At 63.3% G+C, this 17142-nt stretch carries 15 protein-coding genes and 1 rRNA gene; 6 read left to right on the top strand and 10 right to left on the bottom strand.

Features of this window, described 5'->3' with window-relative positions; translation table 11 throughout:
* Positions 1-66: ribosomal RNA gene (locus tag BLQ76_RS19545) — 16S ribosomal RNA — on the bottom strand; the annotation flags it as partial.
* Positions 67-771: 705 nt separating this feature from the next.
* Here BLQ76_RS19545 and BLQ76_RS19540 point away from each other — a divergent pair.
* The gene (locus BLQ76_RS19540; RefSeq protein ID WP_244519736.1) at positions 772-1167 is read left to right on the top strand and encodes a DUF4864 domain-containing protein; all 396 of its coding nucleotides are present in this window, start codon (positions 772-774) and stop codon (positions 1165-1167) included.
* 13 nt (positions 1168-1180) lie between these two features.
* Here BLQ76_RS19540 and tgt read toward each other — a convergent pair whose 3' ends face one another.
* The 5 genes from tgt to coaD all read right to left on the bottom strand — a co-directional run bounded on the left by tgt (position 1181) and on the right by coaD (position 5040).
* A complete protein-coding gene (gene tgt / locus BLQ76_RS19535) occupies positions 1181-2329 on the bottom strand; it encodes a tRNA guanosine(34) transglycosylase Tgt (RefSeq protein ID WP_090676750.1) in 1149 nt (382 codons plus the stop codon).
* The gene (gene queA, locus BLQ76_RS19530) at positions 2326-3384 is read right to left on the bottom strand and encodes a tRNA preQ1(34) S-adenosylmethionine ribosyltransferase-isomerase QueA (RefSeq protein ID WP_090676770.1); all 1059 of its coding nucleotides are present in this window, start codon (positions 3382-3384) and stop codon (positions 2326-2328) included. Before queA ends, tgt begins: the two co-directional genes overlap by 4 nt.
* A gap of 18 nt (positions 3385-3402) precedes the next feature.
* Entirely contained in the window at positions 3403-3873 is a 471-nt protein-coding gene (locus BLQ76_RS19525) for a peptidylprolyl isomerase (protein ID WP_090676749.1), read from the bottom strand.
* Positions 3874-3989: 116 nt separating this feature from the next.
* Positions 3990-4541 carry a peptidylprolyl isomerase gene (locus BLQ76_RS19520; protein ID WP_090676747.1) on the bottom strand — a complete coding sequence of 184 codons (552 nt, stop codon included), beginning with the start codon at positions 4539-4541 and terminating at the stop codon, positions 3990-3992.
* A gap of 19 nt (positions 4542-4560) precedes the next feature.
* On the bottom strand, positions 4561-5040 hold the full coding sequence (gene coaD / locus BLQ76_RS19515) for a pantetheine-phosphate adenylyltransferase (protein ID WP_090676746.1): 480 nt from the start codon (positions 5038-5040) through the stop codon (positions 4561-4563).
* A gap of 158 nt (positions 5041-5198) precedes the next feature.
* Here coaD and BLQ76_RS22710 point away from each other — a divergent pair, with 158 nt between their 5' ends.
* Entirely contained in the window at positions 5199-5327 is a 129-nt protein-coding gene (locus BLQ76_RS22710) for a hypothetical protein (RefSeq protein WP_280140084.1), read from the top strand.
* Positions 5328-5381: 54 nt separating this feature from the next.
* Here the strand turns inward: BLQ76_RS22710 and gyrA are convergent, their stop codons facing one another.
* Positions 5382-8144 (bottom strand): DNA gyrase subunit A, encoded by a 2763-nt coding sequence (gene gyrA / locus BLQ76_RS19510; protein WP_090676744.1) that lies wholly within the window; start codon positions 8142-8144, stop codon positions 5382-5384.
* A 221-nt stretch (positions 8145-8365) separates the two neighbouring features.
* Here gyrA and BLQ76_RS19505 point away from each other — a divergent pair, with 221 nt between their 5' ends.
* Positions 8366-9037: a MarC family protein gene (locus tag BLQ76_RS19505; RefSeq protein WP_090676743.1), complete on the top strand. Its 672-nt coding sequence runs from the start codon at positions 8366-8368 to the stop codon at positions 9035-9037.
* On the opposite strand, the gene ssb is transcribed toward BLQ76_RS19505, so the two are convergent.
* Positions 9034-9576: a single-stranded DNA-binding protein gene (ssb, locus tag BLQ76_RS19500; protein ID WP_090676741.1), complete on the bottom strand. Its 543-nt coding sequence runs from the start codon at positions 9574-9576 to the stop codon at positions 9034-9036. The two genes, BLQ76_RS19505 and ssb, sit on opposite strands and share 4 nt — an antisense overlap.
* Before the next feature lie 206 nt (positions 9577-9782).
* Between ssb and uvrA the strand changes: the two genes are divergently transcribed.
* Positions 9783-12695, top strand: a complete 2913-nt coding sequence (uvrA, locus tag BLQ76_RS19495; protein WP_425285181.1) for an excinuclease ABC subunit UvrA — start codon at positions 9783-9785, stop codon at positions 12693-12695.
* Positions 12696-12730: 35 nt separating this feature from the next.
* On the opposite strand, the gene BLQ76_RS19490 is transcribed toward uvrA, so the two are convergent.
* Positions 12731-14194 carry an NAD(P)H-hydrate dehydratase gene (locus tag BLQ76_RS19490; protein ID WP_090676738.1) on the bottom strand — a complete coding sequence of 488 codons (1464 nt, stop codon included), beginning with the start codon at positions 14192-14194 and terminating at the stop codon, positions 12731-12733.
* Between the two features lie 187 nt (positions 14195-14381).
* Here BLQ76_RS19490 and BLQ76_RS19485 point away from each other — a divergent pair, with 187 nt between their 5' ends.
* The gene (locus BLQ76_RS19485) at positions 14382-14720 is read left to right on the top strand and encodes a P-II family nitrogen regulator (RefSeq protein WP_062015898.1); all 339 of its coding nucleotides are present in this window, start codon (positions 14382-14384) and stop codon (positions 14718-14720) included.
* A gap of 47 nt (positions 14721-14767) precedes the next feature.
* A complete protein-coding gene (gene glnA / locus BLQ76_RS19480; RefSeq protein WP_090676737.1) occupies positions 14768-16177 on the top strand; it encodes a type I glutamate--ammonia ligase in 1410 nt (469 codons plus the stop codon).
* A gap of 57 nt (positions 16178-16234) precedes the next feature.
* Here the strand turns inward: glnA and BLQ76_RS19475 are convergent, their stop codons facing one another.
* Positions 16235-17119 carry an alpha/beta hydrolase family protein gene (locus tag BLQ76_RS19475; protein WP_170842681.1) on the bottom strand — a complete coding sequence of 295 codons (885 nt, stop codon included), beginning with the start codon at positions 17117-17119 and terminating at the stop codon, positions 16235-16237.
* Between the last annotated feature and the right edge of the window lie 23 nt (positions 17120-17142).

Below are 17142 nucleotides of genomic sequence, written 5' to 3'. Positions count from 1 at the left end.
TTCGACTTGCATGTGTTAAGCCTGCCGCCAGCGTTCGTTCTGAGCCAGGATCAAACTCTCAGGTTTGATATAAGAGCTTGCCTGACCGTCACACTGTCTCAAAGCAAAAGACGAAGCTCTGATGAACCCAAAACCCAGACAGGATCTCTCCCAACCAGGTCCAAAGCCATCAGCTTCTTCTCTCACGAAACGTGTCCGATCCGGCTCGTTCCTCGGACGTCCAAGCCAGCAAAGGATAAGCCAGCCCTTCTCGTCCTCAGCGCAACACCGCCGTCCACGTCTCTCTTTCTTCTCACATTATGCAGTTGTCAAAGAACACGCCAGACCCAAAAAGCCCGTCGTCCGGATCACCAGCTTGCGCCAACAACCCTCAAGCATCCCTCAGGAACACTCAGATCTCGTCCGACACCAAACGCAGAAGGCGCAAAACCGAGCCGCCAGACCAACCCCGGAAGAAAACTCCCGAAACCAACCCGCAGCTCAACTTTCCGGCGAACCAAACCAGCACCTCAGTGCCTCGTCCCGTCCGCCCCGGCGCCACCGCCGTCGTCGATGAGCGGTTTATAGGGGGAACCACCCAGACGGGTCAAGCGGGTCGGGGGAAGAAAATGCATTTTTCTCATTTTCTTCGCCGAGTGCCCGCCCAAGCGCCTGTGCGGGGCTGGAAACTGTCATCCATTCGCATTCGTATCTCTGTGCAATGTCGTGCCCGTTGCGGCGTGAGATGAGGGCGAGAACGTGGGTAGATTGACGCTACAGACAGTTGCAGTCGTGACCGTCGCGATGGTGATGGGGATGTACGCGCTTCCGGCGCGGGCGGATGATGCGTCCGACACGCGAGCGGTTATCTCGGCGCAGATGCAGGCTTTTCGTCAGGGAAACGCGGACGCAGCCTACAGCTTCGCGGCGCCGGGCATTCGAGCGATCTTCCCAACACCCGAAGGCTTTCTCGCCATGGTGATGAACGGTTACGCGCCGGTCTATCAAGCGAACGACGTAACCTACGGGCCGATCGGCACTGAGGGATCGGGATTACGGCAGGAGGTGTTCATCACGGATCGCGAGGGCCGCAGCTGGATCGCGAGCTATACGCTCGAGCGGCAACCCGATGGCTCGTTGAAGATCACGAGTTGTGCGATCCGTCGCGGAACCGACGTCAGTACCTGATCGGGTTCCGCCGTCAGCCTTCCTCACCACCCGTCCAGCGCGCCGTCGTTTCAGCCCTGAACGTCTCGAAGCGCCCGGCGTCGATGGCCGCCCGGATGCCAGCCATCAGCGTCTGGTAGTAGGCGAGGTTGTGCCAGGTGAGCAGCATGGAACCCAACGTCTCCTCGGATTTGACGAGGTGGTGGAGGTAGGCTCGCGAGTAGTCGCGGCTTGCCGGACAGTCCGACGTCTCGTCCAAGGGACGGGTATCCTCGGCGTGTTTGGCGTTGCGCAAGTTGAGCCGCCCGTACGGCGTGAAAGCCTGTCCGTGACGCCCTGCCCTCGTCGGCATCACGCAGTCGAACATGTCGATGCCGCGCGCGACCGACTGGATAATGTCGTCCGGCGTACCGACCCCCATGAGGTAGCGTGGCTTCAAGCGCGGAAGCGATGGCAGCGTCTCATCGAGCGTCGCCAGCATGACGGATTGCGGTTCGCCGACGGCCAAACCGCCGACGGCGTAACCTTTGAGTTCAAGAGCGGTCAGGGCCTCCGCCGATCGAATGCGCAAGTCCGGCTGGTCGCCCCCTTGCACGATACCGAACATCGCTTTTCCCGGCTGCGTCCCAAATGCAACCGCGCAACGCTCCGCCCACCGCAGCGACAATTCCATCGCGCGTCGGATTTCCTCACGATCGGCAGGCAAGCGGATGCATTCGTCGAGTTGCATCTGTATGTCGCTGCCAAGAAGGCCCTGGATCTCGATCGAGCGCTCCGGCGTCATCTCGTGGGTAGACCCATCGATGTGAGAGCGGAACGTCACACCCTTTTCGCTCATCTGTCGCAGGGCCGAAAGCGACATGACCTGGAAGCCGCCGCTATCTGTCAGAATCGGATGCGGCCAGCGAGCAAACTCGTGTAGACCGCCGAGGCGAGCAACGCGTTCGGCACCCGGCCGCAGCATCAGGTGATAGGTGTTGCCTAGGATTATGTCGGCACCGAGTTCCCTCACCTGCCCCGGATACATCGCCTTGACGGTCGCCGCAGTCCCGACGGGCATGAAGGCGGGGGTGCGCACGGTCCCACGCGGCATACGAATCTCACCGCGACGCGCGCGCCCATCCTCAGCGATCAGGCGAAAGGAGAAATCCGCAGCAGGCGCGTCGGGCGTATGGGCGTTCACGGAAGATCCTTGCGCTCCAGAAGGCAGGCGTCGCCATAGGAGTAGAAACGATACTCGGCTCCGATCGCATGACGATAGGCGGCTTGCATGCGATCCCGCCCACGGAAAGCGGAGACCAGCATGAAGAGCGTCGAGCGCGGAAGGTGGAAGTTCGTCAGGAGTGCATCAACGGCGCGGAAACGATAGCCAGGTGTGATGAAGATGTCCGTCGCGCCGGAAAACGCCTGGATCGAGCCATCCTCCGACGCAGCGCTTTCAAGCAGTCGCAGCGACGTCGTGCCGATCGCAACGATGCGACGTCCGGCGCGGCGATAGGCCGTCAGACGAGCAGCGACGTCGGAATCGACGATCCCGATTTCGGAGTGCATCCGATGCTCGCTCGTATTGTCAGCCTTGACAGGTAGAAACGTGCCCGCGCCGACGTGCAAGGTCACGAATTCCGCGGCGATGCCCCGACCGGCCAACTCATCACGCAACGCATGCGTCATGTGGAGGCCGGCGGTCGGAGCTGCGACGGCGCCGGGTTCGCGTGCGAACGAGGTTTGATAGTCGGACGCATCGGCGGCATCGACGGGACGACGCGACGCGATGTAGGGAGGAAGCGGGAGGACGCCGACGACTGCGACCGCTGCGTCGAGGTCGGGACCGGTCCGGTCGAAGCGAAGCTCGACTTCGCCCGCCTCTCCCTTCGAACCGACATGGGCCACGAGTTGTCCGTCGCCGAACTCGACGGTCTCGCCGATGGCCAGCTTCTTCGCGGGACGGACGAAGGCCTGCCAAATGTCGGGAGCCGTGCGCATGTGAAGTGTGACATCGACCTTCGCGACCGCATCACCCCGCCGGCGCGTTCCGTGCAGCTGGGCTGGAATGACGCGCGTATCGTTGAGAACGATCACATCGTCGGGCCGCAACAAATCCGGCAGGTCCCGAACATGCCAGTCGGCAAGCGGACCGCTTGAGGGAACGAAAAGAAGCTTGGCCGACTCGCGCGGAAGAGCGGGCCGCAATGCGATCCGCTCTTCCGGAAGGTCGAAGTCGAAAAGATCGACCCGCATGATCAATGCCGGAGTCGCTCAGGCGTCCGCTGCGACACGCATCGTCGTGATGGAGTCGGGATCGCGCACGGGCTCGCCGCGCTTGATCTGATCGACGACGTCCATACCCTCGATCACCTCGCCCCAAACCGAATACTGCTTGTCGAGCCAGGGTGCCCGTTCGAAGCAAATGAAGAACTGGGAGTTCGCGGAATTCGGGTTGGCGGTGCGTGCGGCCGAAACCGTTCCGCGCTTGTGCGGCTCCGAAGAAAACTCGGCCTTCAGGTCCGGCTTGTCGGAGCCGCCAGAGCCAGTACCCGTCGGATCACCGGTTTGCGCCATGAAGCCGTCGATCACGCGGTGGAAGACGACACCGTCGTAGAAACCTTCGCGCGCCAGTTCCTTCACGCGCGACACGTGGTTCGGCGCGAGGTCGGGCCGCAGCTTGATCACGACGCGGCCCTTGGTGGTCTCGAGGACGAGCGTATCTTCGGGGTTGTCGAAGGCCATGCCCTCTCCTTTGCAACGATTGCTGGTCGTCGGGCAGCGTTGCGCCGCCCGTGCGATGCGCCTGCATGGCCGATCGGGCGGACGCTGGCAAGCACCGCTCCGATCGGCCGACTTCTTTACTTCGGGTCGGATGCGACCTTCACGCTCACCATCTTGTCGGGGTTCTGCACCGTGCCGTTGGCGTTTGCGTCACCCTTCTTGATCTTGTCGACGACATCCATACCCTTGGTCACCTTGCCGACGACGGTGTACTGACCGTCGAGGAACGGGCCGTCCGCCAGCATGATGAAGAACTGCGAGTTGGCGGAGTTGGGATTGCTCGAGCGCGCCATGCCGACCGTACCGCGCGCGAACGTCTCCTTCGAGAACTCGGCCTTCAGGTCCGGCTTGTCGGAGCCGCCCATGCCCGTGCCCGTCGGATCGCCGGTCTGGGCCATGAAGCCGTCGATGACACGATGGAACACCACGCCGTTGTAGAAACCCTCGCGAGCAAGCGCCTTGATCTGCTCGACATGCTTGGGTGCCAAGTCGGGACGTAGCGCGACGTCGATCTCGCCCTTGTCTGTCTGAATGACGAGGGTGTTCTGCGCGTCCGCGGCCTGCGCGAAGGCGGGAGCGGTGCTGATCAGCAGACCAGCGGCGAGACCAAGGGCGGCGAACAGCTTCATCGTTGACTCCAATGCGGCGTCAGCGCCGCGAGATACCGGACGTAAGGGCTTCCCGGACGAGGGGATGCACGAAGGATGACACGTCCCCGCCCATCGCGGCGATCTGGCGAACCAATGTGGCCGTTATGGGCCGCAGCTCAGGCCGAGCCGGCAAGAACACCGTTTCGATATCGGGTGCCATCGTCCCGTTCATGCCGCTCATTTGCATCTCGTAGTCGAGATCGGTGCCGTCGCGCAGCCCCCGAACCATCGCATCGGCACCTTGGCGCCGTGCTTCATCTATCGCCAGTCCATCGAAGAAGACGACGGTCATGCGCGGGTCGTCACAGCAGGCTCTGAGAAGGCGGGCACGCTCATCTGCGGAGAGGAACGGTGTCTTTCCCGGATGTACCCCAATGGCCACCACCACACGGTCGAAGAGGCGCAGCGCCGATTGCAGCACGCCGAGATGACCGAGCGTCGGCGGATCAAAAGAGCCGGTGTAGAGCGCGGTTTTCATGCATGCCTCCTTCGAGCAGGGCGGCAACGTTCGGCCATCTCGTCGCAGCATGTCGTGTCTTGCGCCGCGACGTGACAGCACCGATCTTGGTGAAGAAAATGCTGACGGAACGAAGTCCGTCGACTTGTCATTTAAGTGTCCGAAACCGGAGACGACCGATGCTGCTGTTTGCCCTTTGCCTCACCATGGTGTCGGCTCTCGTGACGGCGACCGCCATTGCCACACACAACGAGGCTCAACGCGTTCGCATTCGCGCCACGGCTCGTCGCAATCGTCTGTTCCGCTGAATGAAGGGAAGCCGCTCTCAAATGGGAGCGGCTCCATTCAATAATAATACCGGGTCAGGACAGTTGGTCTGGCTCGACGCCTGAGATCGATTCCCCTTCCACCTGGGTATCCTCGCCTCCCTGATCCGGGATGCGCTCGACCGATACGACGCGCTCACCGTCGGCCGTATTGAAGATCGTAACGCCCTTTGTGGCGCGGCCGGCGATACGGATGCCTTCGACCGGGACGCGGATCATCTGTCCACGGTCCGATATCAGCAGAATCTGATCGCCCGACTCGACCGGGAAGTTTGCGACCAATGAGCCGATCTCGCTCATCTTCGAGACGTCGGTCGCCCGGATGCCCTTCCCCCCACGTCCCGTGACGCGGAAGTCATAACTCGACGAACGCTTGCCGTAACCGAACTCACTGAGTGAGAGCACGAACTCCTCGGCAGCACTGAGGAACGCGTAACGCTCCTGGCTGAGCGAGACCTCCTCGACCACCTCGTCGTCCGCTGCATCGACGGCAGCACCCTCGCCTTCAACGGCGCGGCGCATCTTGCCATACGCCGCACGTTCGGCCGGGGTCACCTCGACGTGCCGCAGGATCGCCATCGAGATCAGGCGATCCCTATCGCCAAGCGCCATGCCACGCACGCCGACCGAGTTGCGACCCGCGAAGACCCGCACGTCCGGCACGCGGAAGCGGATACACTGTCCGCTGGCCGCGGTCAGGAGAACGTCGTCATCCTCCGAACAGGTCGCGACGGCCAAGATCTCGTCGCCGCTCTCCTCGAGCTTCATCGCGATCTTGCCGTTCCGGTTCACCTGAATGAAGTCGGACAGCTTGTTGCGACGGACCGTGCCCTTGGTTGTCGCAAACATGACGTTCAGCTCGCCGGCCGCGGTCTCGTCGTTGGGCAGAGGCAGGATCGAAGTGATACGCTCGCCCTTCTCAAGCGGGAGCATGTTGACAAGGGCCTTGCCGCGCGACTGCGGGTTGGCGAGCGGCAAGCGCCACACCTTCTCCTTGTAGACGATGCCGCGCGAGGAGAAAAAGAGAACCGGCGTGTGAGTATTGGCTACGAAGAGGCGGGTGACGGAGTCTTCCTCGCCCTTCAGCGTCATGCCCGAGCGGCCCTTCCCGCCCCGACGCTGCGCGCGGTAGATGCTGAGAGGCACGCGCTTGATGTAACCGCCATGGCTGACGGTGACGACCATATCCTCGCGCGGGATCAGGTCCTCATCCTCAAGATCGGCAGCGCCTTCGGTCAGTTCTGTGCGTCGGGGTGTCGCAAACTCCTCGCGGACGGCCAAAAGCTCTTCCTTGGCGATCTCGCGGACGCGAACGCGGGACGACAGGATCTCGAGATATTCCCGGATCTCCTGCCCGATCTTGGTCAGCTCGTCGCCGATCTCGTCGCGACCGAGAGCTGTCAGGCGTTGGAGACGCAGATCGAGGATCGCACGGGCCTGCGTTTCCGACAGGCGATAGGTGCCCGCTTCCGAGATGCGGTGGCGCGGATCATCGATCAGCCGAATCATCGGTGCGATATCCTTCGCATCCCATTCCCGCTCCATGAGTTGTTCACGGGCCGTCGTCGGATCGGGCGCATGGCGGATAAGCTTGATGACCTCGTCAATATTGGCGACCGCGATCGCCAGTCCCGCCAAGACGTGGGCACGCTCTCGCGCCTTGCGCAGGAGGTACTTCGTGCGACGCTGGATCACCTCCTCGCGGAAGGCAACGAAAGCGGACAGCATATCGAGCAGCGCCATTTGCTCGGGCTTGCCGCCATTCAACGCGACCATATTGGCGCCGAACGTCGTTTGTAGCGGCGTGAATCGGTAGAGCTGGTTCAGAACCACGTCGGCCGAAGCGTCACGCTTCAGCTCGACGACCACGCGATAGCCCTCGCGATCGCTCTCGTCCCTGATGTCGGAGATGCCCTCAATGCGCTTTTCGCGCACGAGATCGGCCATCTTCTCGATCATCGACGCCTTGTTGACCTGGTAGGGTATTTCCGTGACCACGATCTGCTCGCGGTCGCCGCGCATCTGCTCGATATGAACCTTGCCGCGCATCAGGATCGAACCGCGGCCGGTCGAGTAGGCGGACAGGATGCCGGCACGGCCGAGCACCATGGCGCCGGTCGGGAAGTCCGGGCCCGGGATGAATTCCATCAGCTCCGGCAGGGTCAGGGCCGGGTTGTCGATGAGTGCGACGCAGCCATCGATCAACTCACCGAGGTTATGCGGCGGGATATTCGTCGCCATGCCGACGGCGATGCCGCCCGAACCATTGAGTAGGAGGTTCGGGACGCGCGCAGGAAGCACAACCGGCTCCAACTCGCGGCCGTCGTAGTTCTCCTGGAAGTCGACCGTCTCCTTCTCGATGTCGGTGAGGATCGCCTCCGACACCTTCTGCAGACGGCACTCGGTGTAGCGCATGGCGGCCGGAGGATCGCCATCGATCGAGCCGAAGTTGCCCTGCCCGTTGATCAGCGGCGCGCGCAGCGAGAAGTCCTGCGCCATGCGGACGAGCGCGTCGTAGATCGAGGAGTCGCCATGGGGATGGAACTTACCCATCACCTCGCCGACGACGCCGGCCGACTTGCGGAACGGCTTGTTGTAGACGAGCCCCATCTCGTGCATCGCGTAGAGAACGCGGCGATGAACCGGCTTCAGACCGTCACGCACGTCCGGCAGCGCTCGGCTGACGATCACGCTCATCGCGTAGTCGAGATAGGAGCGCTGCATTTCCTCGATGATGGAAACGGGCTCGATGCCGCTCGGGCGCTCGGGCGGCGGGGCGTTCTCGTTGACGTCGGACAAAGGACAATCCCGATAATTTCGAGGCAGCGTAGTCTAGACCGCTGCCAAGACCGCGCAACGGTGCGACGGTCTAAGCCATGACTCTATACGGGTTATTTAATCATGATCGACGCGAATTGCACGTCGCAGCCATACCGCCCGTCCCGCGTCGGGTACTCCGTATCTTGCGATCGCAAGAGGCGTCCCGTAGTGCCGCGCAACAAGCAACCGGACACCCCATCATGATCGAGACGCTGCTGAACGGCTTCATCACGCTGTTCGTCATCATCGACCCAGTGGGTTTGGTGCCACTTTTCCTCGGCCTGACGCCGGGCCTGCCCATGGCCGAGCGTCGCCGCATCGCGCGCAACGGATGTCTGATTGCCTTCGGTATCCTCGCAGCCTTCGGTCTCGTCGGCGTCGTAGTGCTTCAAGCGCTTGGCATCTCGCTTGGCGCGTTCCGGGTCGCAGGCGGTCTCTTTCTGTTCTGGATTGCGTTCGAACTGGTGTTCGAGAAACGTCGCAAGCGCAAGGAGCACGATGCCGAAGTCGCCATGACGGAGCACGAGGCGTCCGAGATCGCGGCTGTCCCGCTCGCGATTCCTCTCATGGCGGGACCCGGCGCGATATCTGCCGTGATCCTGCTTTCGGGCGCCCTGCCCGGGCCGGCCGGGCAGTTGAGCCTGCTTATGGTGATCGCCGCGGTGATCGCAGCCACCTACGCGCTGCTCGCCGTCGCAAACCGCTTCGACCGCTTGATCGGCCAGACCGGCCGCGCGGTCGTCACGCGCCTTCTTGGCGTGCTGCTGGCAGCGTTGGCCGTCCAGTTCGTGGCGGACGGTGTCGCCGAACTCGCGCGCCAGGCGGGATACGGCGCGCCGAGCACAGCGTATCCCATGACCTTGCCGACTTAGAAGGGGATCTCGTCGTCCATGTCGTGCGACGGGCGCGGGCTGCCGCGATCGCTCGATCCACCACCGCCGTAGCCGCCACCGCTGCCGCCGCGCGAGCCACCGCCACCACCGTAGCCGCCACCACCGGCGCGGCCGCCGCCGCTGCGCTCACCGCCACCGTAGCCGCCTTCTGATCCGCCCTCGCCGCCGCGGCCGTCGAGCATCTGCAGCTCACCCCGGAAGCGCTGCAGCACGATCTCCGTGGCATAACGCTTCTGACCCGACTGGTCGTCCCAGGAGCGGGTCTGCAGCTGTCCTTCGATGTAGACCTTCGCGCCCTTCTTCAGGTACTGCTCGGCGACCTTTACGAGCCCGTCGTTGAAGATCACGACCTGGTGCCACTCGGTGCGCTCCTTGCGCTCGCCGGAGTTCTTGTCGCGCCAGGTCTCGGAGGTCGCGATGCGCAGGTTCGCCACGGCATCGCCGGAGTTCAGCCGTTTGATTTCGGGGTCCGCGCCGAGATTGCCGACCAGGATGACCTTGTTCACGCTACCGGCCATGGTGCGTCTCCTCATATGTTTCCGGGCGGGAACCGTAAGGCGAGCCGCCAGCATCCGATAGTGTCGGGCTTGCGCTGTCCCCAAGAGTTGCTGCGCCGGCGGCACATTGCGTCGGGCAGTCAGCCAGTTTAGAACAAACGCGGAACGCAATCGAGAGGGAACGCGACCGCCCTCTTCGGCTTTGAATTCATCGACCGGCTCCCGATATGGGGAGCGGCAGAGACCAGCACGAGATTGGGCCCATGAAGAACGTCATCTCGATCCGTGGCGCGCGGGAGCACAACCTCAAGAACGTCGATCTCGACATCCCGCGCGACAAGCTGATCGTGATGACCGGGCTCTCCGGCTCGGGCAAGTCGTCGCTTGCCTTCGACACGATCTATGCGGAGGGCCAGCGCCGTTACGTCGAAAGCCTTTCGGCCTACGCCCGCCAGTTCCTGGAGATGATGCAGAAGCCGGATGTCGACCAGATCGACGGTCTATCGCCCGCCATCTCGATCGAGCAGAAGACCACATCCAAGAATCCGCGCTCGACGGTCGGAACGGTCACCGAAATCTACGACTACCTTCGTCTCCTCTATGCCCGTGTCGGCATACCCTACTCGCCTGCCACGGGCCTTCCGATCGAGTCCCAGACCGTGAGCCAGATGGTGGATCGCGTTCTGGCGCTCGACGAGGGCACGCGCCTCTACCTGCTGGCGCCGACCGTCCGCGGGCGTAAGGGCGAGTTCAAGAAGGAATTGCAGGAACTTCAGAAGAAGGGCTTCCAGCGCGTCCGCATCGACGGCGAGTTCCACGACATCGCCGACGCGCCCGCACTCGACAAGAAGTTCAAGCACGACATCGACGTGGTCGTGGACCGCGTCGTCGTGCGCGGCGACATCAAGGCGCGTCTAGCCGACTCGCTGGAAACGGCATTGGCTCTGGCGGAGGGTCTCGCCGTCGCCGAGTTTGCCGACGGGCTCGACGAGAACGGCAAGCCGAAGCAACTCTTGTTCTCCGAAAAGTTCGCCTGCCCCGTGTCCGGCTTCACGATCCCCGAGATCGAGCCGCGTCTGTTCTCGTTCAACAACCCGTTCGGCGCCTGCCCGCGCTGCGACGGACTGGGCGCGCAGCAGGCGGTCGACCCAAAGCTTATCGTCCCGGACGAGGAGCGCACCTTGAAGGGCGGGGCGATCGCGCCCTGGGCGAAGTCTACGTCTCCCTACTACGGCCAGACACTGGAAGCGCTTGGCCGGGTCTACGGCTTCAAGCAGACCGACCGTTGGTCCGCTCTGTCGGCCGAGGCGCGCAACGCCATCCTGAACGGCACCGGCAAGACCAAGATCGAGTTCCGCTACAACGACGGCCTGCGCTCCTACACGACGACGAAGACCTTCGAAGGCATCGTTCCGAACCTGGATCGCCGCTACAAGGAGACCGACTCCGCCTGGTCGCGCGAGGAGATCGAGCGCTACATGTCGGCGACCCCCTGCCCGGCCTGCCACGGATCGCGCCTCAAGCCGGAGGCGCTCGCGGTCAAGGTTGCGACCTGCGACATCGCCGAGGTCACCGCGCTCTCGATCCGCGAGGCGGGACGCTGGTTCGAGACACTGCCGGAGAAGCTGTCGCAGAAGCAGAACGAGATCGCCGTCCGCATTCTGAAGGAGATTCGCGAGCGCCTGCGCTTCCTGAACGACGTCGGCCTCGAATATTTGACGCTTTCACGTTCCTCGGGCACGCTGTCGGGTGGCGAGTCGCAGCGCATTCGTCTCGCGTCGCAGATCGGCTCCGGCCTGACCGGCGTCCTCTACGTTCTCGACGAGCCGTCAATCGGCTTGCACCAGCGCGACAACGAACGCCTTCTCGTCACGCTCAAGCACCTGCGCGACATCGGCAACACGGTGATCGTCGTCGAGCACGACGAGGATGCGATCCTTCAGGCCGACTACGTCGTCGATATCGGTCCGGCAGCGGGCGTACACGGCGGACAGGTCATTGCGTCCGGCACCCCGGCCGAAATTATGGCCCATCCCGATTCGCTGACCGGCCAGTACCTATCCGGCAGCCTTGGGGTGCCTGTGCCGCGCAAGCGGCGCAAGCCGCAAAAGGGCAAGGGCATCAAGGTCGTCGGCGCGAGGGGGAACAACCTCAAGAACGTCACGGCGGAAGTACCGATGGGCGTGATGACCTGCGTCACGGGCGTTTCAGGTGGCGGAAAGTCGACCTTCCTGATCGAGACGCTGTTCAAGGCGGCAGCGCGACGCATCAACAACGCACGCGACGTTCCGGCGGACCACGACCGGGTCGAGGGTCTCGAACTTCTCGATAAGGTCATCGATATCGACCAGTCGCCGATCGGCCGAACGCCTCGCTCGAACCCAGCGACCTATACGGGCGCCTTTACGCCGATTCGCGACTGGTTCGCCGGTCTGCCGGAGGCGAAGGCGCGCGGCTATCAGGCGGGTCGCTTCTCGTTCAACGTGAAGGGCGGTCGCTGCGAAGCGTGTCAGGGCGACGGCGTCATCAAGATCGAGATGCACTTCCTGCCGGACGTCTACGTCACCTGCGACGTCTGCCACGGCAAGCGCTACAATCGCGAGACGCTGGAGGTGACGTTCAAGGAGAAGTCCATCGCGGACGTTCTCGACATGACCGTCGAGGAAGGCGTCGACTTCTTCTCCGCGGTGCCGGCCGTGCGCGACAAGCTCGCGACGCTAAAGGAGGTCGGTCTCGGCTACATCAAGGTGGGCCAACAAGCGACCACCCTTTCAGGAGGCGAAGCCCAACGCGTCAAGCTGGCCAAGGAGTTGTCGCGCCGCGCCACAGGGCGCACTCTCTACATCCTAGACGAGCCGACGACCGGTCTGCACTTCCATGACGTGGCGAAGCTCCTCGAAGTGCTGCACGAGCTCGTGGATCAGGGCAACACCGTCGTCATCATCGAGCACAATCTCGAGGTCATCAAGACGGCGGATTGGGTCATCGACATCGGGCCGGAGGGCGGCAGCGGCGGCGGCGAGATCGTCGCAACAGGCACGCCGGAGCAGATCGTGAAGGTCCCACGTTCCTGGACCGGGCGCTTCCTCAAAGACCTCCTGGAGCGAAGAGCGCCGCTCAAGGCTGAGGCTGCGGAGTAACGCGCGGGTTCCTGCCACGCGGCCCGTTCGCGATCTCAAACAAGTTCGCGAAGCACGGCGGGGAGCAAACCGGGCAGATCCTCGGCAATCAGACCGGGACCGAACAGTTCCGCCGCTCGCCCATGCATCCAAACGCCGGCACAGGCAGCCTCGAAGGCGGGAACGCCTGAGGCCAGCTGGCCCAGAATGATACCGCCGAGAACGTCGCCCGAGCCGGCGGTTGCCAGCCAGGACGTGCCCGTCGCGTTGACGGCGGCACGCCCGTCGGGGGCGGCGATCACCGTATCCGCGCCCTTCAGGACGACGACGGCTCCGGCTCTCTGAGCGGCGGCCCTCGCCTTGGCTGGCTTGGCCGCCTCGCGCGCCGCGATGTCCGGAAACAAGCGCGCGAACTCCCCCCCGTGCGGCGTCAGCACGCAGTCGCCCTTTCCTCCTAGCGCGCCGAACAGAGCCTCCGGCGACGCTTGGAAAGAGGTGAGCGCATCGGCATCCAGAACCACTTTGCGTTCAGCTCCCAGCAGGGCAAGCGCGCAGTCGCGGGCGGCGGCGCCAATTCCGAACCCCGGACCGATGGCGGCGGCGTTCAAACGATCATCGGACAGGAGCATCGTAAGTTGCTCCGCGTCGTCGCAGCGCTGGAGCATGACTGCTGTCAGATGAGCGGCGTTGACCATCATCGCAGACCCAGGGGATAGCAGCGTGACCAAGCCAGCCCCGGCTCGCAGCGCCGCCATGGCCGTCATGCGGGCTGCACCGGTATGGCTTGCCCCCCCACCCAGCACGATCGCATGCCCACGATCGAACTTGTGTCCCGACGCCGTCGGCATGCGGAGCGCGGGCGTCCAGAGGTCCGGGGTGTTGCGCCAGAGCGGCTGCTGATCCGCAAGAGCTTCAAGCAAAGCTGCGTCTGGCATACCGATGTCGGAAACCGTGACGGTACCGCAGCACTCCCGCCCAGGCATCAACAGATGGCCCGGACGCATACGCACGAACGTCAGTGTTTCGTCCGCGCGAATGGCAACGCCTCGCTCGGCCCCGGACGCGCCATCGATACCGCTGGGGAGATCGACGGACAGGATATGGCAGGACGAGGCATTCAGCCGACGAATAGCGTCCGCAACCTCACCTGTGACATCGCGCGTCAACCCGCCGCCGAACAGGGCATCGACAACAAAGTCGTAGGACTCCGGCTGAAACGATTCGATGGATGCCCAATCGACATCCGACCTACCGAACGCGAACCCGTGAACATTGGCACCGGCGCGACTCAACAGTTCCTGGACCGCGACCCCGTCGCCGCCATTGTTTCCTGGCCCAGCGAGGATGGCGATCCGAAGACCATGCGTCCGGTCGCCAATATGCTGCGTGATGGCCTGGGCAGCCCGCGATATCAGTTGAGATAACGCAATGCCCATGCGGACGGCATATGTGTCGGCGGCGGACATTACCTTCGGCTCAACGAGGCGTAGCGTCCCGATAGCTTCGTCGGTGTCGCTCATTTTCTCATCGCTCTGCTGAAAATATTTGCAGGATTTGCTGAATGGTTCCGCATTTGCCGACGTGGCGCCAGTGGTCGTGCTTTCCCCCAAACGCTACACAACGGCGGAAAGCCCAAGTGGCGCCTTGCAGTTCTTACGGCGATCCCGAACGGAACTCGAGGCGAGGATAGATGGGAGGGACGGAGCGTTGAAAAAGGTCGAGGCCATCATCAAGCCGTTCAAGCTCGATGAAGTGAAGGAAGCGCTTCAGGACGTTGGTCTCCAGGGTATTACCGTGATCGAAGCGAAGGGTTTCGGGCGGCAAAAGGGCCATACCGAACTCTATCGCGGCGCCGAATACGTCGTCGACTTTCTGCCCAAAGTGAAGCTTGAGATCGTGCTCGCGGACGAGGCTGTTCCAGCCGCGGTCGAGGCGATCCGCAAGGCCGCACAGACCGGACGCATCGGCGACGGCAAGATCTTCGTCTCCTCGATCGAGGAGGCTGTTCGCATTCGAACCGGCGAGATGGGCTCCGACGCGATCTGATCGCGCGTCCCGCCTCGCTCCCAGACCCCGCAACAGGAAGGACCCCGATGACCTCGGCCAACGACATCCTCAAGCAGATCAAGGACAACGACATCAAGTTCGTTGACCTGCGCTTCACCGACCCGAAGGGCAAGCTGCAGCACGTCACGATGGACGTTTCGATCGTCGACGAGGACATGTTCTCGGAAGGCTCGATGTTCGACGGTTCGTCGATCGCCGGCTGGAAGGCCATCAACGAGTCCGACATGACGCTCATGCCGGATCCCGAGACGGCGCACATGGACCCGTTCTTCGCGCAGTCGACCATGGTCATCTACTGCGACATCCTCGATCCGGTGTCGGGTGAGAGCTACAACCGCGACCCGCGCGGCACGGCCAAGAAGGCCGAAGCCTACCTGCAGCAGTCCGGCATCGGCGACACCGCCTTCTTCGGTCCCGAAGCCGAGTTCTTCATCTTCGATGACGTCCGCTACAAGGCCGATCCGTACAACACGGGCTTCAAGCTCGACTCGACCGAGCTGCCGTCCAACGACGACTCCGAGTACGAGACGGGCAACCTCGGCCACCGTCCGCGCGTCAAGGGTGGCTATTTCCCGGTTCCTCCGATCGACTCATGCCAGGACATGCGCTCCGAGATGCTCTCGGTCATGGCCGAGATGGGCGTCGCGGTCGAGAAGCACCACCACGAAGTGGCAGCCGCGCAGCACGAACTCGGCATCAAGTTCGACACGCTCGTCCGCAACGCGGACAAGATGCAGATCTACAAGTACGTGATCCATCAGGTCGCCAACGCCTACGGCAAGACGGCGACCTTCATGCCGAAGCCGATCTTCGGCGACAACGGCTCGGGCATGCACGTGCACCAGTCGATCTGGAAGGGCGGCAAGCCGACCTTCGCCGGCAACGAGTACGCCGGCCTCTCCGAGAACGCGCTGTTCTACATCGGCGGCATCATCAAGCATGCCAAGTCGTTGAACGCCTTCACGAACCCCTCCACCAACTCGTTCAAGCGTTTGGTGCCGGGCTACGAGGCGCCGGTGCTGCTCGCCTATTCGGCCCGCAACCGCTCGGCCTCCTGCCGTATCCCCTTCGGCCAGTCGCCGAAGTCGAAGCGCGTCGAGGTCCGCTTCCCCGATCCGACGGCAAATCCGTACCTGGCATTCTCGGCCATGCTCATGGCCGGCCTCGACGGCATCAAGAACAAGATCCACCCGGGCGCAGCCATGGACAAGGATCTCTATGACCTGCCGCCGGAAGAGCTGAAGGAGATTCCGACCGTCTGCCGTACGCTGCGCGAAGCGCTCGAGGCACTCGACAGCGATCGCGAATACCTGAAGGCCGGCGGCGTCTTCGACGACGATCAGATCGACGCGTTTATCGAACTCAAGATGGCCGAGACCCTGCGTTACGAAATGACGCCGCATCCGGTCGAGTACGACATGTACTACTCCGTCTGATCCGTCACCGATCGACAGCTTCGAGGGCCTCCGCGCGTTGCGGGGGCCTTTCTCGTTTCAGCGCTGCTGAAGCAGCCAGTTGAGCGTATCGCGCCAGTCGATCATACGAATTGGCGTGCCATGATTGCCGCCGTCGAAGGCGACGAAGCGTATGGGATAGGCCGCACGTCGGCGTACTGCGTCGTAGAACGCGTGCTGCACTGCAAGCGGGTAGACCTTATCGCGCGCCCCCTGCCCCAGCAGGAGCGGAAGCGGAGTTCCGCCGCGTGCCGCGAGAACAGGGTCGAGGTCACCGACGCGGCTATTGGCGCCGAGCAGCACGACGCCAGACACCCTTTTGGCAAGGCTAGGCCTGAGCAGAGCCTGCCAACACAGATGGCCTCCCATCGAGCCACAGGCGAGCACCAGCCGGCTTCGCGGCGATCGATCGGCGATGAATGTGACGGCGGCGGCAAATCGTTCGGCGTCCGAGGGGCCGAGCGCTCCGCCGTCGACCGTCACATAGAGACCGTTCGCCCGCACCACGAGGTTCTTCAGACGGTTGAAGTTCCCCCCGAAGGTCCAGTCGTTCATTCCTAGACGTCGGTCGCCATTGCGTCCGTGCATGAAGACAACGATGAGTTCGGCATCCCGTGTACGCCCGACGCTCGACACCCACGCCTCGCCGTCCGGCGTCGACAGCGCCTCGTCTTGGGCACGTCCCACCGCGAGGTCGACATAGGCACGCGTGACGCGTCGCTCAGGGATCTCGTCCCGCCGATCGATGTCGCGTACCTCATCGTAGGGCACGTCGAGAAACGCGCCGTTGTCGCGCGCAGCGGTCAACTCGGGATAGCGGAACAGTTCGTCCTTGAAGGGTGGTATCTTCGTCTGTGCAGCCGCTGGCGTCGCCATCAGCGCTGCGGCGAGCGCCGCAACCGCAAATCGTTCGAACATGATCACCGCCTCCTTCAGTCCGCCGCATG

It is taken from the genome of Aureimonas jatrophae, assembly GCF_900104035.1.
In the GTDB taxonomy this organism is placed as follows: domain Bacteria; phylum Pseudomonadota; class Alphaproteobacteria; order Rhizobiales; family Rhizobiaceae; genus Aureimonas; species Aureimonas jatrophae.
Note: the sequence above shows the minus strand (reverse complement) of the source record. Positions and strands in the feature narration are given on the sequence as shown.